The sequence below is a fragment of the Streptomyces sp. NPDC059861 genome, from assembly GCF_042731435.1.
In the GTDB taxonomy this organism is placed as follows: domain Bacteria; phylum Actinomycetota; class Actinomycetes; order Streptomycetales; family Streptomycetaceae; genus Streptomyces.
In genome coordinates, this window is the sequence record NZ_JBHWJQ010000002.1 from 148,706 (window position 1) to 174,483 (window position 25,778).

Genomic DNA, 25,778 nt, shown 5'->3' on the forward strand with positions numbered 1-25,778 from the left:
CCACGCAGTCGGGATTAGGACTCCTGCGGAGCGGCCGTCACGTCGTGCTCGGGCACGGCCTGCCCGGAGCGGATCAGGTCGAGCCGCCCCATCACCTTGGCGCGCAGGTCGGCCGGTACGTCGTCATGACCGCAGCACCGCTTGACCAGCTTCTTCACGGCCTGCTCCAGTCCGTACTTCTCCAGGCACGGCGAGCATTCCTCGAAGTGCTGCTGGAACTTCTCGCGATCGAGGTCCGGCATCTCACTGTCGAGGAACTCGTACAGGTGGTCGAGGACCTCACTGCAGTCCGTCTCGTGCGGCTCTCCGCAGCTCATGAGCCCGAGCCTTTCGCTTCGTTCGACTCTCCGGCGCCGGCCGGGACCAGCCCACGCTCACGGGCGTAGTCCTCGAGCATGCCGCGCAACTGACGGCGGCCCCGGTGCAGCCGGGACATCACCGTACCGATGGGTGTCCCCATGATGTCCGCGATCTCCTTGTACGCAAAGCCCTCTACGTCCGCGAGATACACGGCGATGCGGAATTCCTCGGGGATGGCCTGCAGCGCTGCCTTCACGTCCGAGTCGGGCAGGTGGTCGAGCGCCTGCGACTCGGCGGAGCGCAGACCCGTCGACATGTGCGACTCGGCGCGGGCGAGCTGCCAGTCCTCGATCTCCTCGGCCGCGCTGCGCTGGGGTTCGCGCTGCTTCTTGCGGTACGAGTTGATGAAGGTGTTCGTGAGAATCCGATACAGCCAGGCCTTGAGATTGGTGCCCTCGCGGAACTGGTGGAAGGACGCGTACGCCTTGGCGTACGTCTCCTGCACCAGGTCCTCGGCATCGGCGGGGTTGCGCGTCATGCGCAGCGCCGCCGAGTACATCTGGTCGAGGTATTCAAGCGCGTCCCGCTCGAAGCGCGCACTGCGCTCCGCGGTCGTCTCCGCGCTGTTGCCCTGGCCCTCGGGCAGCTCCGCCTGGCCGTTGTCGGTCCCTGCGTCGTTACCGGTGACCGGACCCACCTCCTCGGGAATCTGGGCAGGCCCGAACCCGGTCCCACCAGAATCGGAGGATAGACGACGATCCGCACCCGCCGCCGCTCGAACAGGGGCGTTCTTGGCCGCATGCAGCACCGTCCAGTCCAGGTCAGCACGGCTGCTACGGCTCGGGCAGAAGGTCGAACCCATGCGGCGGACTTCCTCTCCTACGACGTCGGTGCTGGTCATCAGCACTTCAATCCGCCTCAACAGTGATCGGGCTCCCGGCATTCCCGGAGGGTCAACCCAATGACCCGGTCCACCCGAGCACCGCGTCCGTGATGATCGCGACAGCCTCTTCCTGGCCGATCTCCGCCCGTTTCGGCACGGCGAAGCCATGATCGCCGTAGGGCACCTCGACCAGCGCGTAGTCACCGTCCGGGAACTCCTCGGGCCTGCCGAACGGGTCGTTCCCGCCCTGTACGACGAGGGTGGGCACGCCCGCGCGGAGCAGTTCCGCGGCGCGGGACTTCTCCGGCCTGCCCGGCGGGTGCAGCGGGAAGCTGAGGGCGAGGACGGCCGCCGCGCCCAGTTCCGTCGCCGTACGGCAGGCGACCCGGGCGCCCGCGCTGCGCCCGCCCGCGACCACCGGGCGTCCCTGCGCCGCCAGTGCGGGCCAGATGCCGCGCCAGCCGGTGTCCAGCGTCTTCGGCGCCGGGGCCAGCTTCTTCCCGGCGACCCGCCAGGGCTGCTCCACACGGGCGACGGTCACGCCGTGCCGGGGCAGGACCTGCGCCAGGGCTTTGAGGTCACGGGCCTCGATGCCGCCGCCGGCGCCGTGGCTGACGGCCAGGACTAGCCCGGCCTTCTTCGCCAGGTGCCAGGTGATGCGGGCGGTGCCGGCCTCGGTCTCGACCGTCTCGTCGGTCACATCTGGACTCACATCAGAAGAGTGTGCCCTCCACCGGCCCCTCCAGCTCCTTCAGCAGCTCCGGCCCGTTGTTGCGGACGTTGGAGACGGCCGTGGTCACCGGGTAGGCGCGCATCAGGCCGGGCGGGGGCGGGGCGAGCAGGTCGCGCAGGTCGTCGGGGTCGGTGCGGGACGGGTCGAGCCAGGCGTCCCAGCGGTCGGCGGTGAGCATCAGCGGCATCCGCGGGTGGATGTCGGCCAGCGCGTACGGACCCTCGGCGGGGGCCACCGCCAGCTCGTCGCTCTCGGCCTCGGTGGTGATCACCGAGCAGGTGGCCCACCAGGCCCGCGGGTGGTCGTCGGGCAGCGTCCGGTCCCGCCAGAACTCGTACAGACCGGCCATCGCGAACACCGAGCCGTCGGCCGGCAGCACGAAGTACGGCTGCTTGCGCGGCCGCTTCCTCCTGCCCTCGACCTCCAGATCCCGCTCCTGCTGACCGGTGACCCACTCGTAGTAGCCGTCGGCGGGCAGGATGCAGCGCCGGGTGGCGAAGGCACGGCGGTACGCCGGCTTCTCGTGCACCGTCTCGGCGCGCGCGTTGATCATGCGGGCGCCGCCCTCGGGCGTCCTGGCCCAGGACGGGACGAGCCCCCACTTGAGCTTGCGCAGCTGCCGAACCGGGCGCGGGTCGGCCACGTCTTTCAGAGGGCGGTCGAGGACGGCGTAGACCTCTTTGGTCGGCGCCACGTTGAAATCGGGCTCCAGGGTCTCCTCCGGCTCCCACTTCTCGATCTCGAAGATTCCCGCGAGATCCTCGGGCCCACGACTGGCTGCATACCGTCCGCACATACGTGCCACACTGCCAGGCCCACCCGTCGCCCGACCACCACCCCCGCAACGACGGCGCTGCGCGCCGACCCGTCAGACGCACAGAGGGAGCGCCCCGGAAACATGGACAGCACGACAGCCACGTCTCTCTGGGACGAACTCATCGGCTCCCAGCCGGACCCCGACCTGTGGGTCGTCCTCGCCACCCTGGCCGCCGCCCTCGCCGTGGTCGTCCCGCACGGGCTGTGGCGGCTCGCCCGCAACGCCGTCACGATCGCGCACGAGGGCGGCCACGGCCTGATCGCGCTGTGCACCGGCCGCACCCTGACCGGCATACGCCTGCACTCCGACACCAGCGGCCTCACGGTCAGCCGGGGCAAGCCGTACGGCATCGGCATGATCCTCACGGCCGCCGCCGGCTACACCGCTCCCCCGTTGCTCGGCCTCGGCGGCGCCGCGCTGCTCGCCTCCGGGCACATCACGCTGCTGCTGTGGGTGGCGACGGCCCTGCTGGTGGCGATGCTGGTGATGATCCGCAACGCCTACGGCGTGCTGACGGTCGTCCTGGCCGGCGGCTCGTTCCTCCTGGTCTCGTGGCTGGCCGGGCCCCAGGTGCAGGCGGCGTTCGCGTACGCGGTGGTGTGGTTCCTGCTGCTCGGCGGGGTGCGCCCGGCCTTCGAGCTCCAGGCGAAGCGGCGCCGGGGCGGCGCGGGCGACTCGGACGTGGACCAGCTGTCGCGGCTGACGCACGTACCGGCGGGGCTGTGGCTGTTCTTCTTCCACGCGGTGTCGCTGAGCTCGCTGATCGGTGGCGGGCGCTGGCTCCTGGAGGTGTGAGCGGCTCGCGAGGGCGCGCCGGGAACTGCCCGACCAGCCACAACGCACCCGCACCCGATCCACCGCGGCCCACTAGAGTGGGGCCCATGGCGCAGAACCCCGCAGACACCTCTCTCTGGCCCGCCCCGCACGCGAGCGGAGCCGTCGACGCGACGGTTCATGTGCCCGGATCCAAGTCGGTCACCAACCGCGCCCTGGTGCTCGCGGCCCTCGCCTCCGAGCCCGGCTGGCTGCGCCGCCCGCTGCGCTCCCGCGACACGCTGCTGATGGCCGGTGCCCTGCGGGCGATGGGCGTCGGCATCGAGGAGGGCGTCGGCCCCGACGGCACCGGTGAGGCGTGGCGGGTGCTCCCCGCGGGTCTGCGCGGCCCGGCGACGGTCGACGTCGGCAACGCCGGCACGGTGATGCGCTTCCTGCCGCCGGTCGCCGCGCTCGCCGACGGCCCGATCCGCTTCGACGGCGACCCGAGGTCGTACGAGCGTCCCCTGAACGGCGTCATCGACGCGCTGCGTGTGCTCGGCGCCCGGATCGACGACGACGGCCGCGGCGCGCTGCCGCTGACCGTGCACGGCGGGGGCGCGCTGGACGGCGGCCCGGTCGAGATCGACGCCTCCTCGTCCTCCCAGTTCGTGAGCGCCCTGCTGCTCTCCGGCCCGCGCTACAACCAGGGCGTCGAGGTCCGCCACATCGGCTCCAGGCTGCCGTCCGTGCCGCACATCCGGATGACCGTCGACATGCTCCGCGCGGTCGGCGCGCAGGTCGACACCCCGGAGGCGGGCGGCGAGCCGAACGTCTGGCGGGTCACGCCGGGTGCCCTGCTCGGCCGGGACCTGACGGTCGAGCCGGACCTGTCCAACGCCCAGCCGTTCCTCGCGGCGGCCCTGGTCACCGGCGGCAAGGTGCTGATCCCGGACTGGCCCGCCCGTACCACCCAGCCCGGCGACCGGCTGCGGGAGATCTTCACCGAGATGGGCGGTTCCTGCGAACTGACCGAGTTCGGCCTGGTCCTCGCCGGATCGGGCGGGATCCACGGCATCGACGTGGACCTCGGCGACGTCGGTGAACTGACCCCCGGTGTCGCGGCGGTCGCCGCCCTCGCGGACTCCCCCTCCACGCTGCGCGGCGTCGCGCACCTGCGGCTGCACGAGACGGACCGCCTGGCCGCGCTCACCAAGGAGATCAACGAGCTCGGCGGTGACGTCACCGAGACCGCCGACGGCCTGCACATCCGCCCGCGCCGCCTGCACGGCGGGATCTTCCACACCTACGAGGACCACCGCATGGCCACCGCCGGCGCGATCATCGGGCTGGCGGTGGAGGGCGTGCAGATCGAGAACGTGGCGACGACGGCGAAGACCCTCCCGGACTTCCCCGACCTGTGGACCGGGATGCTCGGGGCATAGGGGTCACGCCATGCGCCGCTACGGCAAGCACACCGACGAGGACGACATCCGCTCCCGCCCCAACCGCAAGGGCAACCGACCGCGTACGCACATCCGCCCGAAGCACGAGGACGCGGCGGAGGGCATGGTCCTCACCGTCGACCGGGGACGCCTGACCTGTCTGGTCGAGGACACCGTGGTCATGGCCATGAAGGCCCGAGAGCTGGGCCGCAAGGCGGCGGTGGTCGGCGACCGGGTCGCGCTCGTCGGCGATCTTTCCGGCAAGAAGGACACGCTGGCACGGATCGTGCGCATCGCCGAGCGCACGTCGGTGCTGCGCCGCACCGCGGACGACGACGACCCGTACGAGCGCGTGGTCGTCGCCAACGCCGACCAGCTCGCCATCGTCACCGCCCTCGCCGACCCGGAGCCCCGCCCGCGTCTGATCGACCGCTGCCTGGTGGCGGCGTACGACGGCGGCCTGGAACCGCTCCTGGTGCTGACCAAGTCGGACCTGGCCCCGCCCGACAAGCTCCTGGAGCTGTACGGCGACCTCGACATCCCGTACGTCGTCACCAGCCGCGAGGAGCTGGAGAGCGGCGACGCGGCGGAGCGGGTGTTCGCGCAGCTGGACGGCAGGGTCACGGCGTTCGTCGGGCACTCCGGCGTCGGCAAGACGACCCTGGTCAACGCACTGGTGCCGGAGAAACGGCGGCGGTCTACCGGGCATGTGAACGCGGTGACCGGCCGCGGCCGGCACACCACCACGTCGGCGCTCGCCCTGCCACTGAACGGCACGGACGGCTGGGTGATCGACACTCCGGGCGTACGGTCGTTCGGACTCGCGCACGTCGACCCGTCCCGGGTCATCCACGCCTTCCCCGACCTGGAGCCGGGCACGGAGGGCTGCCCGCGCGCGTGCAGCCACGACGAGCCGGACTGCGCGCTGGACCAGTGGGTGGCCGACGGGCACGCCGACCCCGCCCGGCTCTACTCGCTGCGGCGGTTGCTGGCGACGCGGGAGCAGCCGGAAGCAGACTGACCGTTCCCGTTGTTTCTCTTCACGTGGGGTTTGTCGGCGCGCGGCTCCGGTAAGGGCATAATCGCAAAAGCCGGATGCCAACCCAGAAAAACGCCTGCAAGCGGTCACAGCACGTGGAGAAACGGGGAGGACAGCACATGGCGTGGCTGCTGGTCATCGTGGCCGGGTTGCTCGAGACCGGCTTCGCGGTCTGCCTGAAGCTGTCGCACGGCTTCACCAGACTCTGGCCGACCATCGCGTTCGCCGTCTTCGCGCTCGGCAGCTTCGGTCTGCTGACGCTCGCGCTGCGCAAACTCGACGTGGGTCCCGCCTACGCGGTGTGGACCGGCATCGGCGCGGCGGGGACGGCCATCTACGGCATGATCTTCCTGGGCGATCTCGTCTCCACGCTGAAGATCGTCTCGATCAGCCTGGTCATCATCGGCGTCATCGGTCTCCAGCTGTCCGGCTCGGCGCACTGAGGTGCGGTGACGTGCGGTGACGTGCATCGAGGTGCACTGAGGCCCTGGGGCGAGGCGTGGCCGGGAGCGGGGGCTCACACCGGCTGGCGGTGGAGTGCGCCGCGCACCAGGTCCACGACGCCGCCCTCGCCGGGCGGCGCGGCCACGCAGGACAGCGCGAGTCGGACGACCAGCTCGCAGGAGCGGGCCAGGTCGGCGCCGTCCGCCTGGGGCACGCCGGGTCCGCCGAGCACCGTCACGGCACGGTCGCGGACCAGCGCCACGAAGTCGCCGGGCGAGGGCAGGGGCCCGTCCGCCCGCCGTTGCGCCGGGACCGCGGAGGAGGACGGCACCGCCGACAGCGTGGGCGAGGGCAGCTGCTCGCTCCAGCAGCCGGTGAGCAGGGCGCGGACGAGCGTGTTGTCGCGCGCGGCCGAGGTGGTCCACTCGGCGGTCGCCGTCAAACGGTCGCGGGCGTCGCCGTGCGTGACAAGGGCCCGTTCGACGCCGGCGAGATAGCCGTCGGCCTCCCGGCGCACCAGGGCTCTGGCCAGTCCCTCCTTGCTGCCGAACTCGTTGTACAACGTCTGCCGGGACACCCCGGCCGCCGCTGCCACGTCCACCATCCGCACCGCGGCCCACGGCCGCCGCGCGAGCGCCGTGTAGGCGGCGTCCAGCAGAGATTCCCGGGCAGCAGGCATCGGCGCCTCCCTGGGGGACGGACTCTGCGCCCAGATTTGACGCGTACGCGAGCACTGTCAAGGGTTCGCGCAGGTCGTCGGGGTGGGGAGCCGAACGGGCCACGTCCGCCGGCGTACGCGGCGCGCGGACATGCCCTGGTGGAGACCTCGCGCCGGAGTGCGCGCCCCCGCCGAGCGCCCCGCCGAATGCCGCAACTCGCCACCGTGGCCCCCTGTAGCTCCGTACGGACCATGACAGATACGGTTCCTCACATGCCCGACTATCTCGACGACCTGCGTCTGACCCACGTCCTCGCGGACGCCGCCGACGCCGCGACGATGGACCGCTTCAAGGCCCTCGACCTCAAGGTCGAAACCAAGCCCGACATGACGCCGGTCTCCGAGGCCGACCGGGCCGCCGAGGAGCTCATCCGGGGCCACCTCCACCGCGCCCGCCCACGGGACGCGATCCTCGGCGAGGAGTACGGCGTCGAGGGCACGGGCCCCCGCCGCTGGGTCATCGATCCCATCGACGGCACCAAGAACTACGTGCGCGGGGTCCCCGTCTGGGCGACCCTGATCTCCCTGATGGAGGCCGCGGAGGGCGGCTACCAGCCCGTCGTCGGTCTTGTCTCCGCCCCCGCCCTGGGCCGCCGGTGGTGGGCCGCGAAGGGCAACGGCGCCTTCAGCGGCCGCAGCCTCACCTCCGCGAGCCGGCTCCAGGTCTCCCGCGTCTCCAAGCTCTCGGACGCCTCCTTCGCGTACTCCTCCCTCTCCGGGTGGGAGGAGCAGGGTCGCCTGGGCGGCTTCCTTGACCTCGGCCGCGAGGTGTGGCGCACGCGCGCGTACGGCGACTTCTGGCCGTACATGATGGTCGCGGAGGGGTCCGTCGACATGTGCGCGGAGCCGGAACTGTCACTGTGGGACATGGCGGCCAACGCGATCATCGTCACCGAGGCGGGCGGCACCTTCACCGGCCTGGACGGCCGCCCCGGCCCGCACAGCGGCAACGCCGCCGCGTCGAACGGCGTGCTGCACGACGAACTGCTGGGCTACCTCAACCAGCGGTACTGAACGCCTACTTGTTGACCGGTGCTTCACCTGCCACTCTGAAGGCCCCCCCACTTGTGAATTTGTGAAACGATGAACAAAGGGGCGGGGACACTCCAGGAGGTGGCTCCATCCATGCTCGTACGTGACGCCATGAGCACAGTCGTCCTCACCATCGGCCCCACCCACACCTTGCGCCAGGCCGCCGCGCTGATGTCCGCCCGCAGAGTCGGTGCGGCCGTCGTCCACGACCCCGACGCCGGCGGCATCGGCATCCTCACCGAGCGCGACATCCTGAACTCCGTAGGCCTCGGCCAGAACCCCGACACCGAACAGGCCCACGACCACACGACCACCGACGTGGTGTTCGCGGCCCCCTCGTGGACCTTGGAGGAGGCGGCCCGCGCCATGGCGCACGGCGGCTTCCGGCACCTCATCGTCCTGGACGGCGGCGAACCCACCGGCATCGTCTCGGTCCGCGACATCATCCGCTGCTGGGCACCGGTAAGGCAGCAGGTGCCCGCCTGAGCACAGAAGCGCAGACCTAGGGCGCACGAACGGGCCGGATCTCCCCCCACGGGAGATCCGGCCCGTTCTTCTCGGCAAGCGGTCCAGTGCTGGTTGTGTCAGCCGCGCAGGGCCTGGACCGCGGCCTCCAGCCGCTTGCCGAAGTCGGCGTCCGCCTGGCGGAAGTTGTCGATCGCGCGGGCGGCGATGTCGTCGCGCGAGACGCCCGAGACGGCGCGGGCCAGGTTGCCGATCAGACGCTCCTGCTCGTCCGCCGACATCAGCCGGTAGAGGTTGCCCGCCTGGACGAAGTCGTCGTCCTCGGTGTGCACCGGCGTCGGGTGGTTGCCGGTGCCGCCGGTGAAGCCGTCGAACGGCTGCCACAGCGCACGCCCGGTCTGGGCCGGACCCCCGAAGCTGTTCGGCTCGTAGTTCTTCGCACCGCCGTGGCGGCCGTCGTACAGGAAGCCGTCCCGGGAGTTGGTGCGCGCCTCGCTGGCGTGCGGGCGGTTCACCGGCAGGTGGTCGGCGTTGATGCCGACGCGGTAGCGGTGGGCGTCGCCGTACGCGAAGAGGCGGCCCTGGAGCATCTTGTCCGGGGAGGGGCCGATGCCCGGCACGAAGTGGGCGGGGCTGAAGATCGACTGCTCGACCTCGGCGAAGACGTTCTGCGGGTTGCGGTTGAGCTCCAGCTTGCCGATCTCGACGACCGGGTAGTCGGCGTGCGGCCACACCTTGGTCAGGTCGAACGGGTTGAAGCGGTACGTCGCCGCGTCGGCCGCCGGCATGATCTGCACGCCCACGGTCCAGGACGGGTACTCGCCCCGCTCGATGGACTCGCGCAGGTCGCGCTGGTGCGAGTCGGGGTCCTTGCCCGCGAGGACCTCGGCCTCCTCGGCGGTGAGGTTCTTGATCCCCTGGTCGGTCTTGAAGTGGTACTTGACCCAGAAGATCTCGCCGGCCTCGTTGTTCCACTGGAACGTGTGCGAGCCGAAGCCGTCCATGTGACGGTACGAGGCGGGGATGCCGCGGTCGCCGAACAGCCAGGTCACCTGGTGCGTGGACTCGGGAGACAGGCTCCAGAAGTCCCAGACGTTGTCCGCCTCCTGCGAGCCGGTGTACGGGTCGCGCTTCTGGGTGTGGATGAAGTCCGGGAACTTGATGGCGTCCCGGACGAAGAAGACCGGGGTGTTGTTGCCGACGAGGTCGTAGTTGCCCTCCTCGGTGTAGAACTTCAGCGAGAAGCCACGCGGGTCCCGGACGGCGTCCGCAGCGCCCAGGTTCCCGGCCACCGTCGAGAAGCGCAGGAAGACCTCGGTCTGCTTGCCGGCCTGCGAGAGGAACTTGGCCCGCGTGTACGGGGTCACGTCGGCGGTCACCGTGAACGTGCCGTAGGCACCGGCGCCACGGGCGTGCACGACACGCTCCGGGATGCGCTCACGGTTGAAGTGGGCCAGCTTCTCCAGCAGCAGCTGGTCCTGGACGAGGACCGGGCCGCCCGCGCCCGCGGTCTCGCTGTTCTGGTTGTCGGCCACCGGAGCACCGGCCTCCGTCGTGAGCGGTCCCTGGGTCACGTGCGCCTCCTGCGTCATCCTTGCGTCTTCCTGCCCGTGGCCGATTCCCTGTCCTTCAGCCAGAGCCGAACTCGATCCTACAATGGACTTTGTCTAAGTCAAGTACCGCTCCAAAGTCACACCTGTTCGGAATTTATTCCCCTTGCTGCTAGGGTGGTTGTCATGAGTGACCTTCTGGAACGGCTGCGCGGACGCGGATGGCGGATGACCGCGCAGCGGCGCGTCGTGGCCGAGGTCCTCGACGGCGAACACGTCCATATGACGGCCGACGAGGTGCACGCCAGGGCTGTCACCAAGCTGCCCGAGATCTCCCGGGCGACCGTCTACAACACGCTGGGCGAGCTGGTCTCCCTCGGTGAGGTGCTCGAGGTCAGCACGGACAAGCGCGCCAAGCGCTACGACCCGAACGCACGCCAGCCGCACCACCACCTGGTCTGCGCCCAGTGCGGCGCGATCCGCGACGTCCACCCCACGGGCAACCCGCTGGCCGACCTCCCCGACTCGGAGCGCTTCGGCTTCACGGTCTCGGACGTCGAGGTCACGTACCGCGGAGTGTGCCCGAACTGTGCGGCGGCGTAAGCCCGCAGCTGTTTCTCTGCCTGCTGAGCAGCCCCCGGCGCCGATCGGTCGCCGGGGGCTTTTCCTCTGTCTGGGACCGTGCGGCGGCACAAACACCAAGGGCCGGAGTCCAGTGACTGGACTCCGGCCCTTGGCCTTCAGTAGCGGGGACAGGATTTGAACCTGCGACCTCTGGGTTATGAGCCCAGCGAGCTACCGAGCTGCTCCACCCCGCGTCGATGAATGCAACGTTACGTCAAGGACGCAGGCAGAAGCAAATCACTTAGCGGCGGCCCGCGAAGGGACCGTCGACGAGCCCGGCATCAAGCCGACAGCTCCTCCCGCAGCGCATCCCGCAACCGCGCCGCCCGCTCGGCAACCTCACCCGGCCCGAGCGACACCGCACGGTCGGCCCAGCGCTGCCCCTCCGCCAGCTCCCCACGACGCGCGTAGACGAGGGCCAGCCGCAACGCCGCCCGCCCATGCCCCGCGTCGGCCGCCCGCGTCCACCACACCGCCGCCTCCGGCTCGCTCCCCTCCCGAGCCAGCAGTAGCCCCAGATTGAACGCCCCGTTCCGCGATCCCGCCTCGGCCGCCTCCCGGTACCAACGGGCCGCCTCGACGACGTCCCCCCTTGCGGCCGCGAGCATCCCGACCCGCACCTGCGCCCGCCGATGCCCCTGGGTCGCCGCCCGCTCGTACCACTCCTCGCACTCGGACTTCTCGTGCGACGGCTCGCCCAGCTCGTGCGGCGACACCGGTGGCCGCCGGGCGTCGAGCACGGCCGCCAGCCGATACGCCGCCTCCGCGCTGCCACCCCCCGCCGCGCACCGCAGGTGCCGCTCCGCCTCGCGCTCGTCCCCGTCCCGCAGCCGTGCCATCCCGACCTGCAAGGCCGCCTCGACGTGCCCGGCGGCCGCCGCCCGCTCGTACCACCGCAGCGCGGCCGCGTCCTCGCCCCGCTTGGCGTGCAGGATCCCCAGGTTGAAGGCGGCGTCGACACTCCCCACCTCGGCGGCCTTGGAGAACCAGGGCTCCGCCCCGCTCTCGTCGCCCCCCTGGAGCAGCAGGATCGCCAGCGCGTTCGCCGCCTCCCGGTGCCCGGCGTACGCCGCACGTCGGTACCACTGCTCGGCCTGCGCGATCCGCCGCTGCTCGGCGCAGAGCAGCCCGAGGTTGTAGGCCCCGTTGACGTCGCCGGCGTCCAGGGCGGCCCGGTACCACCGCTCGGCGGTCTGGGTCTCGCCCCGCTCGGCGTGCAGCGCGCCCAGCGCGTTGGCCGCGTTGCCGTCGCCGTCCTGTGCGGCCCGCAGCCACCACACGGCGGCGCTCTCCTCGTCCCCGGCGTCCCGCAGCAGGAACCCGAGCGCGCAGGCGGCCCGCGGCTCCCCGTCCTTGGCGGACGTCAGATACCAGCGCCCGGCCTCCTTCAGCTCCCCGCGCTTCTCGAGGATCGCCCCGAGATGGAGCGCGGCCCGCCGATGGCCGCGCGCGGCGGCCTGCCGGTACCACTGCTCGGCCTCCGCCTCCGGAGAAACACCCGTGGAGGCATCCCTGGGAGCCCCCGAGGACGGAGCCGCAGAAGCGTGCGAAGCGGCACCCGAAGCGACCGGAGCAGCCCCGGTGGCGGCCGCGCCGCCGCCCTTGCCGCCGGACCCGCCCGTGATCACGACACCGTTGTCAGCCCGGGCCCCGCCCTCGCGCACTCCTCGGCGATCAAGCGTGCGAGCCAGCCGGTACGCCGCCTCCCGGTGCCCTCGCTCGGCCGCGACCCGCATCCACTGCTCGGCGCCCCCGTCCCCCCGGTGCTCCAGCAGATCGGCCAGGGCGTACGCCCCGAGGACGTGCCCCTGCTCGGCGGACTGCCGCAGCCAGTACTCGGCGGCCGGCTCGTCGCCCCGCTCCCGGTGATGCCGCCCGAGCGCGTGCGCGGCGGCCGCGCTGCCCGCTACGGCGGCGATCCGCCACCATCCGGCGGCCTCGTCGGCGTACCCCCGCTGATGCAGCAGAACGCCCAGATTGTTCGCGGCGGCGCGGTCGCCCTCGGCTGTCGCGGCGCGCAGGTGGGGTTCGGCTCCGTCGAGATCGCCACGGCGCAGCAGCATGGCCCCGAGGACGCTCATCGCCTCGACGTCACCGGCCTCGGCGGCGAGCCGCTGACGCGCCTCCTCGACCGCCTCGCCCGTTTCGTCCCGGGTTTCCTCCTGGCCGGCAGGCTGCACAAATCGCCCTGTCTCGAACAGAGTTGCCTTGTCCCCCATAACGTCCATCGTCGCACCACCTGCAACCTGGGTACACCTCGTATACCGCAGCCAGTGAGGTCACTTCAGCGTTTTGTCGACATGCCCACAGAGAGACAAGTCAAACACAGATCCCTCAACTCCCCACGGCGGCACGGCGATATCGCATGTCGGCACATGCGTTCGCACACCACGAAGGCCCGGATCCTTAGAGGATCCGGGCCTTCGCCTTGGCCGACGTCACGTCGACTTCAGTAGCGGGGACAGGATTTGAACCTGCGACCTCTGGGTTATGAGCCCAGCGAGCTACCGAGCTGCTCCACCCCGCGCCGTTGTTCTGCAACCGTATCACGACGCGGGAGGAGCTTTTCGATCAACCGCTCTGTGGACTGCCGCTCGGACTCGGACTCGGACTGCTGGTGGCGCCGCCGCCACCGCCGCCACCGCCGGAGCCTCCGCCGGTGCCGCCGGCCCGCGACTGGGCCTCCTCGGCCCGCCGCAGCGCCGCCTCCAGGTCCTCCTGGGCCCGGCCGTACGCCTCCCAGTCGCCGTTCTTGAGCGCCTCCTGGCCGGTCTCGAAGGCCTTCTGGGCGTCGTTGAGCGCCTCCTGGACCGTCGGGTTGTCGCTCGTCGGCGGCGGTGGCGTGGTGGGGCCGTCGCCGGTGCCCTCATCCGGCGGCGGGGTCGAACCCTGCGCCCCGAACACCTTGTTGAGGGCCTCGTCGAGGGTGTCCTCGAACGCGGTGTTGCCGCCGTAGCTGACCAGCACCTTGCGCAGCAGCGGGTACTGGAGTCCGCCACCACGGACGTACACCGGCTCCACGTACAGCAGTCCGCCGTCCAGCGGCACCGTCAGCAGGTTGCCGTACTCCACCTCCGAGTCGCCGCCTCTCAGCAGCCGGATGGATTCGGCGATGTCCTGTTCGGAGTTGAACTGGCTCTGGACCTGCTTGGGTCCGTTGACCGTCGTACTCGTCGGCAGTTTCAGGATCCTGATCTTGCCGTAGTCGCTCTTGCCCGCCTCGGCGTCGACCGCCATGAACGCGCTGAGGTTGTCCCGGCCGTTGGGCGTGAACGTCGTCGTCAGCGAGAACGCCTGATCCGTCTGGTCGGGCATCCGCATGCTGAGGTAGTACGGCGGCACCGCGTCGCCCGACTTGTTGGTCGGCTCGTCCGGCACCTGCCACACCTCGCTGCCGCTGAGGAAGGTGTCGGCGTCCTTCACGTGGTATCGGGTCAGCAGCTCACGCTGGACCTTGAACAGGTCCTGCGGGTACCGGAGATGGTCCATCAGGTCGCCCGAGATCTCGCTCTTGGGCTCGACCGTGCCGGGGAACGCCTTCATCCAGGTCTTCAGGACCGGGTCCTGCGTGTCCCACTGGTAGAGCTTGACCTCACCGGTGTACGCGTCGACGGTCGCCTTCACCGAGTTGCGGATGTAGTTGACCTGGTTCTGCTGAGCCACCACCGCGCGCTGGTCGTTGGTCGCGGTCAGCGAGTCGGCGGTGGTGTCACCGAGGGTCGTACGCGAGGCGTACGGGTATCCGTTCGTGGTCGTGTACGCGTCGACGATCCACTGGATCTGGTTGTTGACGACCGCCGGGTAGGCGTCGCCGTCGATGGTCAGCCACGGGGCGACCGCCTCGACGCGCTGCTTCGGCGTGCGGTTGTACAGGATCCGCGAACCGTCGCCGATCGCGCCCGAGTAGAGGATCTGCGGCTCGTTGAGGGCGACGGCGTAGGCGGCCCGGTTTATCGGGTTCTCGAGGTTGACGCCGCTCTTGCCCTCGTAGCTGTAGGTCTTCTCACCGCTGTCGTCGGAGTAGTCGATCTCCTTCTGGGGACCGCCGACGATCGAGTAGGTGTTGGTCTTCTCGCCGTAGTAGATCCGCTGCTCGTACGAGCCGAGCTGGCCCTTGGACGGCAGGTCGGACTCGGTGAAGACCGGGCGGCCCTCGGAGTCCACGGAGGTGCCCTTCGCGGCGACCGCGCCGTAGCCGTGGGTGTAGCGGAAGTGGTTGTTGATCCAGTTCTTCTTGTCGATGCCCGCGTAGTTCAGCTCGCGCAGACCGATGACCGTGTCCTGCTCCTTGCCGTCCGCGCCGTAGCGGTCGACGTCCAGGTTTGTCGGGAAGGCGTAGTACTTCCGCATCTGCTGGAGCTGCTGGAAGGTCGGCGAGATGATGTTCGGGTCCATGATGCGGATGCTCGCCGTGGAGTCGACGTCGTCCCGCAGCTTGGTGGTGTCCTTGGTGTTGGCCGTGCCCGAGTACTCGGTGACCTGCGTGCCGTCGATGCCGTACGCCTCACGCGTGGCCGCGAGATTCTTCTCGACGTACGGGGCTTCCTTGGCCTGCTCGTTCGGCTGGACCTGGAACTTCTGCACGATCGCCGGGTACAGCCCGCCGATCAGGATCGCCGACAGCACCATCAGGCCGAAGCCGATCAGCGGCAGCTGCCAGGTGCGCCGCCAGATCGTGGCGAAGAACAGCAGGGCGCAGATGACGGCGATGCAGAACAGGATCGTCTTGGCCGGCAGGTAGGCGTTGGCGTCGACGTACCGCAGGCCCGTCCAGTTGTCCGTCGCCTTGAAGTCGCTGGACTTCACCGCCAGGCCGTAACGGTCGAGCCAGTAGGCGACCGCCTTCAGCGCGACGAAGATCCCGATGAGCACCGACAGATGTCCGGTCGCGGCGGCCGTGGCGCGCGCGCCCGGGCTCGTGACGCGCAGCCCGCCGTACAGGTAGTGCGTGAGCGCGGCGGCGATCAGGGAAAGGATCGCGGCGGCAAATCCGAAGCCGAGCATGAACCGGTACCAGGGCAGGTCGAACGCGTAGAACGCGACGTCCAGATGGAACTGCGGGTCCTTCTGCCCGAACGGCACGCCGTTGACCCACATCAGCCAGGTGCGCCACTGGCCGGAGGCGGAGGCGCCCGCGATCAGGCCCACCAGGGCGGTGATCGCGAACAGCAGCCACTTCTTGTACGGCGCGATGCCCATCCGGTAGCGGTCGAGGCTCTGCTGCTCCATCGACATCGCGCTCAGCGGCGGGCGCAGCCGGTGGGCCAGCCAGATGTTGAACCCGACGGCGACGGCCATCAGCAGGCCGAAGACGAAGAAGAGCCCGATCTTGGTCAGCAGAGTGGTGGTGAAGACGGACGAGTAATTCACCGACCGGTACCAGAGCCAGTCCGTCCAGAAGCCCGCGAACATGGTGAACGCCATGCCGAGCACGGCAAGGACACCCAGTGTCATGAGCAGGGTCCGGACACGCCGGGACGGGCGGCCCACTCTGATCCGTGGCCCCGTCGGGCCTCCGCCGCGGTCCGGCATCTGGAAAGCCAAGGTGGCACCTCGAAAATCGCTGTTGGTCTGTCAGGCCCCCGTTTTCGTGGGCCGTGCTGGGGCCCCGTGATCGTAGGGCCTCACCTATGCAACTTACTCACGCTTTACTCGGTTCCCGGTTCGGGGTGGGAACGAGGCAGGATTGTGACCATGTCCAACACACCCATGGCGGCGAACCCGCTCACCCGGGCCGTTCTCGAGATCGACGAGTACGCCTCCGGCCTCGGCTGGGACCAGCCCGCACGCCTTTTCGCCCTCGTAGACACCGCACAGCTGCGGGCCCAGGAACCCGCGCTGGCGAGGCAGCTCGGCCTGGGTGACGAGCCGGAGGCGGCCGGTCTCACCCCGATCGAGCAGGACGAAATTCCAACGGACAAGCCGCTCGACGAGTTCCTCGGCACCATCGCCTGGCCCGAGGCGGTGGCCGGCTGCGCGCTCACGGTGGAGCGACTGATGCTGCCGCCGACCGCCGAGGCCCAGGTCCCGGACGATCTGGACGAGGCCGCGCTCACCAAGTGGGTCGCCCGGCATCCCGAGCGCCAGGAGGTCCGCATGACGGTCGCCGTCCTGCGCGACGGCACCCGTGACTCGGCCCTGCGGCTGCGTGAGAAGGACTCCCCGACGGAGGTCCTCACCGGGTCCGAGCTGGTTCCGGGCCTCGCGGAGGCACTGGCGGCCACGTTCGCGGACTGAGGGGTTTCGGTACGACGCCGGGCACGCGCCCGCGTGCCCGATGTACGGCGCCTGGGGCGCCCTCATGATCGAGGGCGCCCCCGGCGCCGTACCGGCCGGACCCGCCGGTCAGCCCTTGGCCGAGCACTTCGGCAGGTCGGCGGTGTCGCCGGCACGGATGTCCTTCAGGGCGGCGAGGGCGTCGTCGATGGTGTCGACCTTGACCAGGGTGAGGCCGTCGGGGGTGTCCGTCGCGGCGGCCGCGCAGTTGTCGGCGGGCGTCAGGAAGTACTCGGCGCCCTTGCTGCGCGCGCCCACCGTCTTCATCTCGATGCCGCCGATCGGGCCCACCGTGCCGTCGTCGTCGATCGTTCCGGTACCGGCGACGAACGAGCCACCGGTGAGGGAACCCGGGGTGAGCTTGTCGTAGATGCCGAGCGCGAACATCAGGCCGGCGCTCGGGCCGCCGACGTCGGCGAGCTTGATGTCGATGCTGAACGGGAAGGTGTGGTCCGTACCGGCCGAGATCCCTACGATGGCGCGCTTCTCGCCGGCATCATCGGAGGTCGCGGTGGTGATCGTGACCTTCTCCGTCCGCACCGGGTCGCGCCTCTCCTTCTCGGCGGCGGCCTGCTCCTTGGCGGGCACGATCGTGAAGACGACGTCCTCGCCGGGCTTGTGCTTGGTCACGAGTTCGGCCACGTCGCCGGGGGCCTTCACCGCCGTCCCGTCGACAGCCTTGATCACATCGCCGGCGTGCAGCCTGCCCTCGGCCGGGGAATCCTTCACCACGGTGGAGACGATCACCCAGGAGGACACCTTGACGCCGAGTTCCTTCAGGGCCGCGACCTTCGCGCTCTCCTGGGACTGGCTGAACTCCTCAGCGTTCTCCTGCGTGGACTCCTCCTCCGTCTTGCCGTCCGGGTAGAGGGTGTCGTGCGAGACGACCTTGTTGTCGTGCGCCAGCCAGCCGTAGACGGCCTCGACGAGGTTCATCCGGTAGTCGGCGCTGGTCACGCGGACGGTAGTCATGTTGAGGTGGCCGTCCGTCGGGTACGTCTTGCGCCCGGCGATCCGCAGCACCGGCTCGCCGTCGTGGTCCCCCAGCGTGTTCACCGTCGGCCCCGGCGACATCTCCGCGTACGGCACGGGGATGAGCACTCCCGCGCACAGAAGCGCGATCAGCATCAGGGTGGAGGCGAGCATCGTCGCGGTGCGGCGTGGCATGTCACGACAGTACGGGACGGGCGTGTCGGCGCACCGTCAGGGCCGCCTCACGGGTCAAGGACCGGTGTGGGACTTCTCCATGGCCGCGCGGAAGCGCGCGTAACCGTCCAGCTCGGGGCCGTCGCTTCGGGCCCTGCGGGTCCTGTTGGCCCATGTGCCCCACAGACCCGCGCCGACAGCAGCCACAAGCGGAATCAGCAACCAGGCGAGCGCCGCCATGCCGACCTCCAACCCCATGAGCGCAACTGACTGATCAGCAGATTAACCGTTCGCACTGACAACGCTCATACCAGGGGTGTGGTTACGCAACCGGAGTCGCCCGGCTGGAGGCTCAGCAGGCGCCGACCCACTCCTCGGTGCCGTCGGAGAACTTCTGGTGCTTCCAGATGGGCACTTCGTGCTTGAGGTCGTCGATCAGCTTCCGGCAGGCCTCGAAGGCCTCACCTCGGTGTGGGCAGGACACGCCGACCACGACGGCGATGTCACCGACCTTCAGGTCCCCCACACGGTGGACGGCGGCCAGCGCCCGTACCGGGAACTCGGCGACGACCTTCTCGGCGACGCGCCGCATCTCGTCCTCGGCACTGGGGTGACAGGAGTACCCGAGGTCGTCGACGTCGGCACCCCCGTCGTGGTTCCGCACGGTCCCCACGAACAGGGCGGTCCCCCCGGCGGCGTCGTCCCCGACGGCCCTGAAGACCTCGTCGAGGGAGAGCGGCGTCTCCCGGACGCCGATCAGCTTGATGGGCTCCTGGGCGCCCTGCTCCCCTGGGTGATCGTCACTGTCTGCCATGCGTCCATCGTGCCCCACGCGCGCGGAGCACGGAATAGCGCTTTCGCCCTGTACGCACGTGCGGGAGCTTGGAGCCTCCTACAGGAACGCCGGGGCACGCAGCCGGTGCACCTGCGCCCGCGTCTGCCCGCGCGTCGCGGGCCGTGCCCGCCTCAGATCCGGCGTCGCGCCTTCCTGGCCCGGCGCACCACCGCCGCCGCACCGAGCAGCGCGACCGTCGCTCCCGCGGCGCCCGCCGCAGTCGCGTCCTTGCGCCCCAGCCGCCGTCCGGCGACGGTGTGCCGCCCGGAGACCTCCTCCAGCAGCTCGGCGAGGACCTCCTCGTTGGTCCACTGCGCCCGCCACCCGGCGTCGTGCAGCCGGCTGCCACTGATCACCCAGGGATGCATCGTGTACGCCAGATCCCCCGCCGGAGAGGGCGTCAGCCCGATCCGGTGCAGCCGGGCGGCCGCCCCGAGCGCCACCGCCGACGGCAGCTCCATCCGCCGGATCCCGCTCAGCTCCTCGACCTCCTCCTGCTCCAGCCACCCGTCGCACCCCACGGCGAGCTCCCCGTCGACCTTCTCCAGGACGGCGTACTCCAGGGCGCTGCACAGGTCCTCGACGTGGCAGAACTGCCAAGCTGGCCGCGACCCGGCGACGACGAGCAGCCGAGGTGACTCGAAGTACCTGGTCAGCGCGGTGTCCGTGCCGCCCACCAGGACGGCGGGACGCACCACCGTGACGTTCAGTCCCGGATGCGCCCGGGGCGCCCGCCGCGCCAGGCGCTCGATCTCCAGCAGGTCCCCGACCCCGGTGGCCTCCGCCGTCGCCCGCAGCTCGGCGTCCTCCGACAGCGGCAGCTCGTTGTCCGGCAGCGCCCCGTAGACCATCGCCGACGTGCACAGCACCACCCGGTGCACCCCGACCGCCGCGGCGGCGGTCAGCACGGTCTGCGTACCGCGGACGTTGTACGCCGTCCGGGCGGCCGCGTCCGTCTCCAGGTCCAGGTCGAGGGCCAGATGCACCACGACGTCCGCGCCCCGCAGCTTCTCGGCGATCGCGGGATCCCGCACGTCGAGGATGTGCCACTGCGCCTCCGCGCACTCCCCGCGCCGCTCGTCGATGGCGATGACCTGCTTGATCTCCTCCGACGCGGCCAGCCGCGCGGTGAGCAGCGCGCCCACGCCGGACGCGGCGCCGGTGACCGCGACGACGGGTCCGCGCAGGGCGGAGGGGGTTGAGTGGTTTCGCGCTGCGCGAACCTGCGGATCTGGGGAACTCACCGGGTGTCTCCAGCGGTTGTCTTCACATACGAGCGCGAGTGACGCGTACGTACCAGGTGGCATCCATCCTGCCGCAGCCCGTGAGTCGGCGAAGCACCGAGGCCCGATCCGCCCGGGGTGTCTAGGCTGGGTGGTGTTGTCGGGCAGTCGCGCCGCCGGCGGAGACCGGCGGCCTTACCAGCCGAGGAATCCCGTGAGTGACACCCCATTCGGATTCGGCCTTCCGCCGGAGGAGCCGGAAGACGGCGACGAGGGCAAGAAGAAGGACCAGCAGAGCGGTGGTGGTCAGGGACCGGCCAACCCGTTCGGATTCGGCGGGCTGCCCGGTGCCGGAGGCTTTGGCGGCCCCGGTGCGGACAATCCGCTCGCTGCCATGTTCGGTTCGCTGAACCCCACCGACCTGGGCGCCGCGTTCCAGCAGCTGGGCCAGATGCTCTCCTACGAGGGCGGCCCAGTGAACTGGGACATGGCCAAGCAGATCGCCCGCCAGACGGTCTCCCAGGGCACGTCGGACGGCACGAAGGACGCGAGCGTCGGCCCCTCCGACCGCACCGCGGTCCAGGAGGCCGTCCGCCTGGCCGACCTGTGGCTTGACGACGCGACGTCCCTCCCGTCCGGCGCCGCCTCGGCGGTGGCCTGGAGCCGCGCGGAGTGGGTCGAGGCGACCCTGCCCGCGTGGCAGGAGCTCGTCGACCCGGTCGCCGAGCGTGTCGGCGCCGCCATGGGCGACGTCCTGCCGGAGGAGATGCAGGCCATGGCCGGCCCGCTGATCGGCATGATGCGCTCGATGGGCGGCGCGATGTTCGGTACGCAGATCGGACAGGCCGTGGGCGTGCTCGCGGGCGAGGTCGTCGGCTCGACCGACGTCGGCCTGCCGCTCGGCCCGGCCGGCAAGGCCGCGCTGCTGCCGGTGAACATCGAGGCCTTCGGCAAGGACCTGGGCGTGCCCAAGGAGGAGGTGCGGCTGTATCTCGCCCTGCGCGAGGCCGCCCACCAGCGCCTCTTCGCGCACGTGCCCTGGCTGCGCTCGCACCTGTTCGGCGCGGTCGACGGGTACGCGCGCGGGATCAAGGTCGACACGGCCAAGCTGGAGGACGTGGTCGGCCAGTTCGACCCGCAGAACCCCGAGCAGCTGCAGGACGCACTCCAGCAGGGCATGTTCCAGCCGGAGGACACGCCCGAGCAGAAGGCGGCGCTGGCCCGTCTGGAGACGGCTCTGGCACTCGTCGAGGGCTGGGTGGACGCCGTGGTGCACGCCGCCGCCAAGCCCCGCCTGTCGTCCGCCGACGCGCTGCGCGAGACCCTGCGCCGCCGCCGTGCGACGGGCGGCCCCGCCGAGCAGACCTTCGCGACGCTGATCGGTCTGGAGCTGCGCCCGCGCCGGCTGCGCGACGCCTCCCGTCTGTGGGCGTCCCTGACGGACGCGCGCGGTGTCGACGGCCGGGACGCCCTGTGGGCCCACCCGGACATGCTGCCGACCGCGCACGACCTGGACGACCCGGACGGCTTCGTGCACCGCGAGCAGCTGGACTTCTCCGAGCTGGACAAGATGCTCGGCGAGGCGGCGGACAAGCCTGACCTGCGCAAGAAGGGCCAGGACGAGGGTCCCGAGGGCGGCAAGGGGGCGGAGGGCGCCGAGGGCAAGGACGGCGGCGACGCCAAGGGCGACGACGCCGAGTGAGCCTGCACGCCGACGCGGTCCTCGTACTGAAGAGCTACGAGGACCAGGAAGAGCTGCGCCAGACCTATCTGGACCACTTGGCGGCCCACCCCGACGGCATGTGGAAGGCCTGCGCGGACGGTCACATCACGGCGAGCGCCCTGGTGATCGACCCGGAGCAGGACCGGGTGCTGCTGACGCTGCACCGCAAGCTGCGCATGTGGCTCCAGATGGGCGGCCACTGCGAGCCGGGCGACGCCTCCCTGGCGGCGGCGGCTCTGCGCGAGGGCACCGAGGAGTCGGGGATCTTGGGGCTGTCCCTGCTGCCCGGCGGCCCGGTGCGCCTGGACCGCCACCTCACGCCGTGCGCCTGGCACCTCGACGTCCAGTACGCGGCGCTGGCCCCGGCCGGAGCCGTGGCGGCGATCAGCGACGAGTCGCTGGACCTGCGCTGGTTCGGTTACGACGAGGTCGCGGAGGTGGCCGACGAGTCGGTCGTACGGCTGGTCCGGGCGACCCGCGCCAGGCTGTGAACGTGTAAGGGGCGCCCGCAAGGGCGGGCACCCCTTACACGTTCGCTTTCCGGACGGTCAGCTCCAGACGTTGCCCTGGTTCTGCCCGCGCGCCCCGTGCCGGCCCATGCCGAACTGCGCGGCGGCACCCTGCCCGATCACGGCGTTCTGCGGCGGCAGCAGCTCGCTGGGCTGGACCAGCACATGGCCGGTGCCCATGAAGCTGAGCTCCCAGCCCTCGCCGGTGTTGCCCCGGCGCCGCCACACTCCGGAGGAGTGCGTCTGCGCCTGCATCTGCACACGCAGCGCGGTGGACCAGGCGACGATCGCGTCGGCGTCGCAGTTGACGTACTTGTCCGGCGTGACCTGCATCATCAGGGGCGCGCCCGAGGTCATCAGGGCGACCTTGCCCCGGCCGGTGATGTTGAGCTGGTACTTCCCGGAGCCGGAGATGCCGTAGAGGCTGTCCACGGCGATCACCTCGTGGTGCAGCCCGGAGTCCATCGCCAGCACGTAGCTGCTGTCGACGGTCAGTCCCTCCTGGTCCACGTCGATGAGGTGGACGTGCTGCTTGAGGTTGGCGAGATAGACCGTGCCCTGCCCGTGGCAGCGCATCAGGTCCAGGCCCTCACCGGTGTGCGCACGCGCGCGTGCGGCGCTGTCGCCCTGGAACTCGGCGTCGAACTCGACGAGCCCCTGGTAGGCGACCATGGTGCCCTTGCGGGCCAGGACGTCGTCGTGGCCCTCCAGGGCGACGCGCAGCATCTGCTTGTTCTGCAGGCTCCAGCGTTCCTGGCTCTGCTGGTCGTTGTAGGCGAAAATCGGACTCTGCATGGTGTGGTGCTCCCCCTCAGCCCCGGACCCGGATGCGGTCGGTGCTGTCCTCGCTGGGCTGGACGACGACGATGCCCTCGCCGGAGAAGGCCATCTGGTAGGCCTCGCCGCTGCCCCTGCCGATCAGCGACTGCGCCTTGAAGCTGCGCTTGCCCTTCACCTTCAGGTTCGGGGACCAGGCGACGAGCGCGTCCGGGTCGACATAGGTCTCGTTCTCGCCGCCGCCGCAGTCGACGACGATCGGCTTGCCCCGGGAGGTCAGCGCGACCCAGCCCTGCCCGGAGATCCTGGTGTTCCACAGGCCCTGGCCGGCGAACTTCGCGAGCCCCTTGACCCGCTCGACGCCCCAGGTGAGGTGGGCGTCGAAGGCGAGCAGGTTGGTGGCGTTGACGGAGATGCCGTCGCCGTTGAGGTTGATGACGACGACGTTGGCGCCGTAGTCGGCGAGGTAGAGCAGTCCGTCACCGGAGCACTTCATCAGGGGCGCGCCCTCACCGGTGAGCCAGTCCTTCGCGATCTGGCGCACGGCCGGCGGGTTGGGCTCGTACTGGATGAAGCCCTCGTAGGCGACCATCGAGCCCACGCGCGCGAGGAGGTCGTTCCCGGTCTGCATGGCGACCTTCAGCATGTGGTTGCCGTGGTTCTCCATGCGGGCGGTGACGGGTGCGGGAGCGAAGCCCGCGAGCGGCTGGTTCATGACGGGCTCTCCCTCAGATCTCGTACGGCTGGACGACGACGAAGTTCCCGGGCGCGCCGCGGAACTGGAGGTTGACACTCTCCCCGGTGTCGCCGGGGTAGGCGTTGCGACGCATCCGTACCTGGCTGGAGACGATCACCTGGGAGGCGGAGGACCAGGCGACGACGGCGTTGCAGTCCGCGAACGTCGTCGGCGTGACGGGCAGCACCACGGGCGTGCCGTGCGTCTTGACGACGATGGTGCCGGTGCCGGTGAACTGCATCGTGAACAGCGCACCGCCGGGGATGCCGTGGCCCTCGATGCGGCGCACCTCGTACTGGAGGCTCTCGTCGAACGCGAGGACGTTCTCGGCGGAGACGCAGATCCCGTCGCCCTGGAGTTCGATGGGGTGCAGCATCGTGGAGCTCTCGGCGAGGAACACCTGCCCCTGGCCCGTGCAGCGCATCAGCTGCATCTCCTGGCCGGTCGCGTTGCCCACGATCCGGCCGCTGAACCCGGCGCCCTTGTAGCTGAAGTCGACCTTGCCCTGGTAGAGCACCATGCTGCCCTGCCGGGCCAGCACCGGCTGTCCGCCGATCCCGAGGTCCACGCGGACCAGCTTCTTGGTCTGCTGCGTCCAGCGCTGCCCGGTCGGCGTCTCCTTGAACTGCTGGAGCGCACCGGTGACCCCGGGGGCCTGTGCGGTGCCCTGGGGCGCGGTCTGCGGGGCGCCGTAGGGGGCCTGCCCGTGTCCGGGGGGCGGCGTCGGCTGACCGTAGCCCGGGGGCGGGATCGGCTGGCCATAGCCCGGGGGCGGAGTGGGGGCCTGTGGGGCGGGCGGCTGTCCGTAGCCGGGGGGCAGCGGGGCCGTCTGGCCCGGTGCGGGCTGGTACGGAGGCTGCTGCTGGGGCGGCTGGCCGTACGGGGGCTGCGGCGGGCCGCCGTAGGGCGGGGCGGGTGCCGGCGCGGGCGGCGGAACGGTGGCTCCGCCGGGCGGCGTCATGGGCGCGACGACGGTGGGCGCGCTGTGTACCTGGGGCGCCGGAGCCGGGGCGGGAGCCGGGGGCGGGGTGGCACCGGCGGGCGGCGCGAAACCCTGCGCGGCGGGCTGCGGCGCGGGGGCCGGTGCCGGAGGGGGCGTCGGGGCCGGTCCGGACGGGACCCCGAACGCGGGCGGCGCGGAGGCCTGCGCCGGCGGGGCGAACCCGGGGGCGCCACCGGCCTGGGGCTGCGGCTCGGCCGGCGTCTCCTCGTCGAGCACCTCGCCACCGAAGTTCTTCAGCAGCGCGTCCAGGCCGCCGTCGAATCCCTGTCCGACGGCCGCGAACCGCCACACGTCCTTCAGGTAGAAGTCGCCCAGCATCACGGCCCGTTCGGTGGAGAACTCCGAGCCGTCGAACGCGTACCGTGCCACCTCCTCGCCGCCCGCGACGATGCGGAGGTAGCCGGGGGCGATCTGCGACATCTGCCCGGCGCCGTCGAGGGTCGCCGTGAAGGAGAGCCTGTGGATCTGCGACGGAATGTTGTCGAGCGTGACCCGGAACGATTCCGTGTCGCCCGCCTGCGCGCCCAGGAGCTGGATGGACTCCTCGGGGGACTTCGGCTGGTTGAAGAAGACGAAGTACCGGTCGTCCGAGAGCCGTTCGTCGGCGTCCAGACCGAAGCAGCTGATGTCGAACGTCAGTCCGGGGCCCGAGATCTGTACACCCACGTACAGATCCGTGCCCGCCGTCAGGTCACTGATCCTGGCCTTGTGGCCGCGTTGGAATTCCCTGGCCATGCGTAACGACCG

General features: G+C 70.7%; 25 protein-coding genes and 2 tRNA genes. 10 read left to right on the top strand and 17 right to left on the bottom strand.

Annotated features, from left to right (window positions below):
* Positions 1-14: 14 nt before the first annotated feature.
* From rsrA to ACFV6X_RS02780, 4 genes are all read right to left on the bottom strand, one after another.
* On the bottom strand, positions 15-317 hold the full coding sequence (gene rsrA / locus ACFV6X_RS02765) for a mycothiol system anti-sigma-R factor (RefSeq protein WP_365458154.1): 303 nt from the start codon (positions 315-317) through the stop codon (positions 15-17).
* The gene (sigR, locus tag ACFV6X_RS02770; protein ID WP_365458151.1) at positions 314-997 is read right to left on the bottom strand and encodes an RNA polymerase sigma factor SigR; all 684 of its coding nucleotides are present in this window, start codon (positions 995-997) and stop codon (positions 314-316) included. The genes rsrA and sigR overlap by 4 nt, the downstream gene beginning before the upstream one ends.
* 256 nt (positions 998-1,253) lie before the next feature.
* Positions 1,254-1,895: an alpha/beta family hydrolase gene (locus ACFV6X_RS02775; protein WP_385376610.1), complete on the bottom strand. Its 642-nt coding sequence runs from the start codon at positions 1,893-1,895 to the stop codon at positions 1,254-1,256.
* Position 1,896: 1 nt separating this feature from the next.
* Positions 1,897-2,712: an SOS response-associated peptidase gene (locus ACFV6X_RS02780; RefSeq protein ID WP_385376613.1), complete on the bottom strand. Its 816-nt coding sequence runs from the start codon at positions 2,710-2,712 to the stop codon at positions 1,897-1,899.
* 102 nt (positions 2,713-2,814) lie between these two features.
* Here ACFV6X_RS02780 and ACFV6X_RS02785 point away from each other — a divergent pair, with 102 nt between their 5' ends.
* The 4 genes from ACFV6X_RS02785 (at position 2,815) to ACFV6X_RS02800 (ending at position 6,413) form a co-directional block, all read left to right on the top strand.
* On the top strand, positions 2,815-3,528 hold the full coding sequence (locus tag ACFV6X_RS02785; RefSeq protein WP_385376615.1) for a M50 family metallopeptidase: 714 nt from the start codon (positions 2,815-2,817) through the stop codon (positions 3,526-3,528).
* Positions 3,529-3,614: 86 nt separating this feature from the next.
* Complete coding sequence (gene aroA, locus ACFV6X_RS02790; RefSeq protein ID WP_385376618.1) at positions 3,615-4,931, top strand: 3-phosphoshikimate 1-carboxyvinyltransferase; 1,317 nt, start codon at positions 3,615-3,617, stop codon at positions 4,929-4,931.
* Positions 4,932-4,941: 10 nt separating this feature from the next.
* Complete coding sequence (gene rsgA / locus ACFV6X_RS02795; RefSeq protein WP_385376621.1) at positions 4,942-5,952, top strand: ribosome small subunit-dependent GTPase A; 1,011 nt, start codon at positions 4,942-4,944, stop codon at positions 5,950-5,952.
* Positions 5,953-6,089: 137 nt separating this feature from the next.
* Positions 6,090-6,413, top strand: coding sequence for a multidrug efflux SMR transporter (locus ACFV6X_RS02800; RefSeq protein WP_365456537.1), 324 nt, complete (start codon positions 6,090-6,092; stop codon positions 6,411-6,413).
* Between the two features lie 74 nt (positions 6,414-6,487).
* Here ACFV6X_RS02800 and ACFV6X_RS02805 read toward each other — a convergent pair whose 3' ends face one another.
* A complete protein-coding gene (locus ACFV6X_RS02805) occupies positions 6,488-7,093 on the bottom strand; it encodes a TetR/AcrR family transcriptional regulator (RefSeq protein ID WP_385376625.1) in 606 nt (201 codons plus the stop codon).
* 252 nt (positions 7,094-7,345) lie between these two features.
* On the opposite strand from ACFV6X_RS02805, the gene hisN reads away from it, so the two are divergent.
* The gene (gene hisN / locus ACFV6X_RS02810) at positions 7,346-8,146 is read left to right on the top strand and encodes a histidinol-phosphatase (RefSeq protein ID WP_365456543.1); all 801 of its coding nucleotides are present in this window, start codon (positions 7,346-7,348) and stop codon (positions 8,144-8,146) included.
* Positions 8,147-8,257: 111 nt separating this feature from the next.
* Positions 8,258-8,650, top strand: a complete 393-nt coding sequence (locus ACFV6X_RS02815; protein WP_385376629.1) for a cyclic nucleotide-binding/CBS domain-containing protein — start codon at positions 8,258-8,260, stop codon at positions 8,648-8,650.
* 98 nt (positions 8,651-8,748) lie between these two features.
* On the opposite strand, the gene ACFV6X_RS02820 is transcribed toward ACFV6X_RS02815, so the two are convergent.
* Positions 8,749-10,203 carry a catalase gene (locus ACFV6X_RS02820; RefSeq protein WP_385376632.1) on the bottom strand — a complete coding sequence of 485 codons (1,455 nt, stop codon included), beginning with the start codon at positions 10,201-10,203 and terminating at the stop codon, positions 8,749-8,751.
* Between the two features lie 162 nt (positions 10,204-10,365).
* Here ACFV6X_RS02820 and ACFV6X_RS02825 point away from each other — a divergent pair, with 162 nt between their 5' ends.
* On the top strand, positions 10,366-10,782 hold the full coding sequence (locus ACFV6X_RS02825; RefSeq protein ID WP_385376635.1) for a Fur family transcriptional regulator: 417 nt from the start codon (positions 10,366-10,368) through the stop codon (positions 10,780-10,782).
* Positions 10,783-10,923: 141 nt separating this feature from the next.
* Here ACFV6X_RS02825 and ACFV6X_RS02830 read toward each other — a convergent pair.
* The 4 genes from ACFV6X_RS02830 to ACFV6X_RS02845 all read right to left on the bottom strand — a co-directional run bounded on the left by ACFV6X_RS02830 (position 10,924) and on the right by ACFV6X_RS02845 (position 16,335).
* Positions 10,924-10,997, bottom strand: a tRNA-Met gene (locus ACFV6X_RS02830).
* An 87-nt stretch (positions 10,998-11,084) separates the two neighbouring features.
* The gene (locus tag ACFV6X_RS02835; protein WP_385376638.1) at positions 11,085-13,031 is read right to left on the bottom strand and encodes a tetratricopeptide repeat protein; all 1,947 of its coding nucleotides are present in this window, start codon (positions 13,029-13,031) and stop codon (positions 11,085-11,087) included.
* Positions 13,032-13,256: 225 nt separating this feature from the next.
* Positions 13,257-13,330, bottom strand: a tRNA-Met gene (locus ACFV6X_RS02840).
* A gap of 44 nt (positions 13,331-13,374) precedes the next feature.
* Positions 13,375-16,335, bottom strand: coding sequence for a UPF0182 family protein (locus tag ACFV6X_RS02845; RefSeq protein WP_385376893.1), 2,961 nt, complete (start codon positions 16,333-16,335; stop codon positions 13,375-13,377).
* Between the two features lie 162 nt (positions 16,336-16,497).
* On the opposite strand from ACFV6X_RS02845, the gene ACFV6X_RS02850 reads away from it, so the two are divergent.
* On the top strand, positions 16,498-17,040 hold the full coding sequence (locus tag ACFV6X_RS02850; RefSeq protein ID WP_385376641.1) for a PPA1309 family protein: 543 nt from the start codon (positions 16,498-16,500) through the stop codon (positions 17,038-17,040).
* A gap of 108 nt (positions 17,041-17,148) precedes the next feature.
* Here the strand turns inward: ACFV6X_RS02850 and ACFV6X_RS02855 are convergent, their stop codons facing one another.
* The 4 genes from ACFV6X_RS02855 to ACFV6X_RS02870 form a co-directional block, all read right to left on the bottom strand.
* Entirely contained in the window at positions 17,149-18,246 is a 1,098-nt protein-coding gene (locus ACFV6X_RS02855) for a PDZ domain-containing protein (protein ID WP_385376644.1), read from the bottom strand.
* A gap of 54 nt (positions 18,247-18,300) precedes the next feature.
* Positions 18,301-18,483 carry a hypothetical protein gene (locus tag ACFV6X_RS02860; RefSeq protein ID WP_385376916.1) on the bottom strand — a complete coding sequence of 61 codons (183 nt, stop codon included), beginning with the start codon at positions 18,481-18,483 and terminating at the stop codon, positions 18,301-18,303.
* Between the two features lie 94 nt (positions 18,484-18,577).
* Entirely contained in the window at positions 18,578-19,039 is a 462-nt protein-coding gene (locus tag ACFV6X_RS02865; protein ID WP_385376647.1) for a molybdenum cofactor biosynthesis protein MoaE, read from the bottom strand.
* 152 nt (positions 19,040-19,191) lie between these two features.
* Complete coding sequence (locus ACFV6X_RS02870; RefSeq protein ID WP_385376650.1) at positions 19,192-20,304, bottom strand: SDR family oxidoreductase; 1,113 nt, start codon at positions 20,302-20,304, stop codon at positions 19,192-19,194.
* 193 nt (positions 20,305-20,497) lie between these two features.
* Between ACFV6X_RS02870 and ACFV6X_RS02875 the strand changes: the two genes are divergently transcribed.
* Together ACFV6X_RS02875 and ACFV6X_RS02880 are read left to right on the top strand one after the other, a co-directional pair.
* Positions 20,498-21,985 carry a zinc-dependent metalloprotease gene (locus tag ACFV6X_RS02875; protein ID WP_385376653.1) on the top strand — a complete coding sequence of 496 codons (1,488 nt, stop codon included), beginning with the start codon at positions 20,498-20,500 and terminating at the stop codon, positions 21,983-21,985.
* On the top strand, positions 21,982-22,497 hold the full coding sequence (locus ACFV6X_RS02880; RefSeq protein WP_385376656.1) for an NUDIX hydrolase: 516 nt from the start codon (positions 21,982-21,984) through the stop codon (positions 22,495-22,497). The genes ACFV6X_RS02875 and ACFV6X_RS02880 overlap by 4 nt, the downstream gene beginning before the upstream one ends.
* A gap of 57 nt (positions 22,498-22,554) precedes the next feature.
* On the opposite strand, the gene ACFV6X_RS02885 is transcribed toward ACFV6X_RS02880, so the two are convergent.
* From ACFV6X_RS02885 to ACFV6X_RS02895, 3 genes are read right to left on the bottom strand one after another with little or no spacing between them, the layout of a single operon-like run.
* Positions 22,555-23,310: an AIM24 family protein gene (locus tag ACFV6X_RS02885; protein ID WP_385376659.1), complete on the bottom strand. Its 756-nt coding sequence runs from the start codon at positions 23,308-23,310 to the stop codon at positions 22,555-22,557.
* 16 nt (positions 23,311-23,326) lie between these two features.
* Positions 23,327-24,007 carry an AIM24 family protein gene (locus ACFV6X_RS02890; RefSeq protein WP_385376662.1) on the bottom strand — a complete coding sequence of 227 codons (681 nt, stop codon included), beginning with the start codon at positions 24,005-24,007 and terminating at the stop codon, positions 23,327-23,329.
* A 13-nt stretch (positions 24,008-24,020) separates the two neighbouring features.
* Positions 24,021-25,766: a TerD family protein gene (locus ACFV6X_RS02895; protein WP_385376665.1), complete on the bottom strand. Its 1,746-nt coding sequence runs from the start codon at positions 25,764-25,766 to the stop codon at positions 24,021-24,023.
* Positions 25,767-25,778 lie beyond the last annotated feature (12 nt).

Excerpts from the sequence above, each read along its gene's own strand:
- rsrA (WP_365458154.1), bottom strand. The coding sequence starts at position 317 with ATGAGCTGCGGAGAGCCGCACGAGACGGACTGCAGTGAGGTCCTCGAC.
- ACFV6X_RS02780 (WP_385376613.1), bottom strand. The coding sequence starts at position 2,712 with ATGTGCGGACGGTATGCAGCCAGTCGTGGGCCCGAGGATCTCGCGGGA.
- ACFV6X_RS02785 (WP_385376615.1), top strand. The coding sequence starts at position 2,815 with ATGGACAGCACGACAGCCACGTCTCTCTGGGACGAACTCATCGGCTCC.
- aroA (WP_385376618.1), top strand. The coding sequence starts at position 3,615 with ATGGCGCAGAACCCCGCAGACACCTCTCTCTGGCCCGCCCCGCACGCG.
- rsgA (WP_385376621.1), top strand. The coding sequence starts at position 4,942 with ATGCGCCGCTACGGCAAGCACACCGACGAGGACGACATCCGCTCCCGC.
- ACFV6X_RS02800 (WP_365456537.1), top strand. The coding sequence starts at position 6,090 with ATGGCGTGGCTGCTGGTCATCGTGGCCGGGTTGCTCGAGACCGGCTTC.
- ACFV6X_RS02805 (WP_385376625.1), bottom strand. The coding sequence starts at position 7,093 with ATGCCTGCTGCCCGGGAATCTCTGCTGGACGCCGCCTACACGGCGCTC.
- hisN (WP_365456543.1), top strand. The coding sequence starts at position 7,346 with ATGCCCGACTATCTCGACGACCTGCGTCTGACCCACGTCCTCGCGGAC.
- ACFV6X_RS02815 (WP_385376629.1), top strand. The coding sequence starts at position 8,258 with ATGCTCGTACGTGACGCCATGAGCACAGTCGTCCTCACCATCGGCCCC.
- ACFV6X_RS02825 (WP_385376635.1), top strand. The coding sequence starts at position 10,366 with ATGAGTGACCTTCTGGAACGGCTGCGCGGACGCGGATGGCGGATGACC.
- ACFV6X_RS02835 (WP_385376638.1), bottom strand. The coding sequence starts at position 13,031 with ATGGACGTTATGGGGGACAAGGCAACTCTGTTCGAGACAGGGCGATTT.
- ACFV6X_RS02845 (WP_385376893.1), bottom strand. The coding sequence starts at position 16,335 with ATGCCGGACCGCGGCGGAGGCCCGACGGGGCCACGGATCAGAGTGGGC.
- ACFV6X_RS02850 (WP_385376641.1), top strand. The coding sequence starts at position 16,498 with ATGTCCAACACACCCATGGCGGCGAACCCGCTCACCCGGGCCGTTCTC.
- ACFV6X_RS02855 (WP_385376644.1), bottom strand. The coding sequence starts at position 18,246 with ATGCCACGCCGCACCGCGACGATGCTCGCCTCCACCCTGATGCTGATC.
- ACFV6X_RS02860 (WP_385376916.1), bottom strand. The coding sequence starts at position 18,483 with ATGGGGTTGGAGGTCGGCATGGCGGCGCTCGCCTGGTTGCTGATTCCG.
- ACFV6X_RS02865 (WP_385376647.1), bottom strand. The coding sequence starts at position 19,039 with ATGGCAGACAGTGACGATCACCCAGGGGAGCAGGGCGCCCAGGAGCCC.
- ACFV6X_RS02885 (WP_385376659.1), bottom strand. The coding sequence starts at position 23,310 with ATGCAGAGTCCGATTTTCGCCTACAACGACCAGCAGAGCCAGGAACGC.
- ACFV6X_RS02890 (WP_385376662.1), bottom strand. The coding sequence starts at position 24,007 with ATGAACCAGCCGCTCGCGGGCTTCGCTCCCGCACCCGTCACCGCCCGC.
- ACFV6X_RS02895 (WP_385376665.1), bottom strand. The coding sequence starts at position 25,766 with ATGGCCAGGGAATTCCAACGCGGCCACAAGGCCAGGATCAGTGACCTG.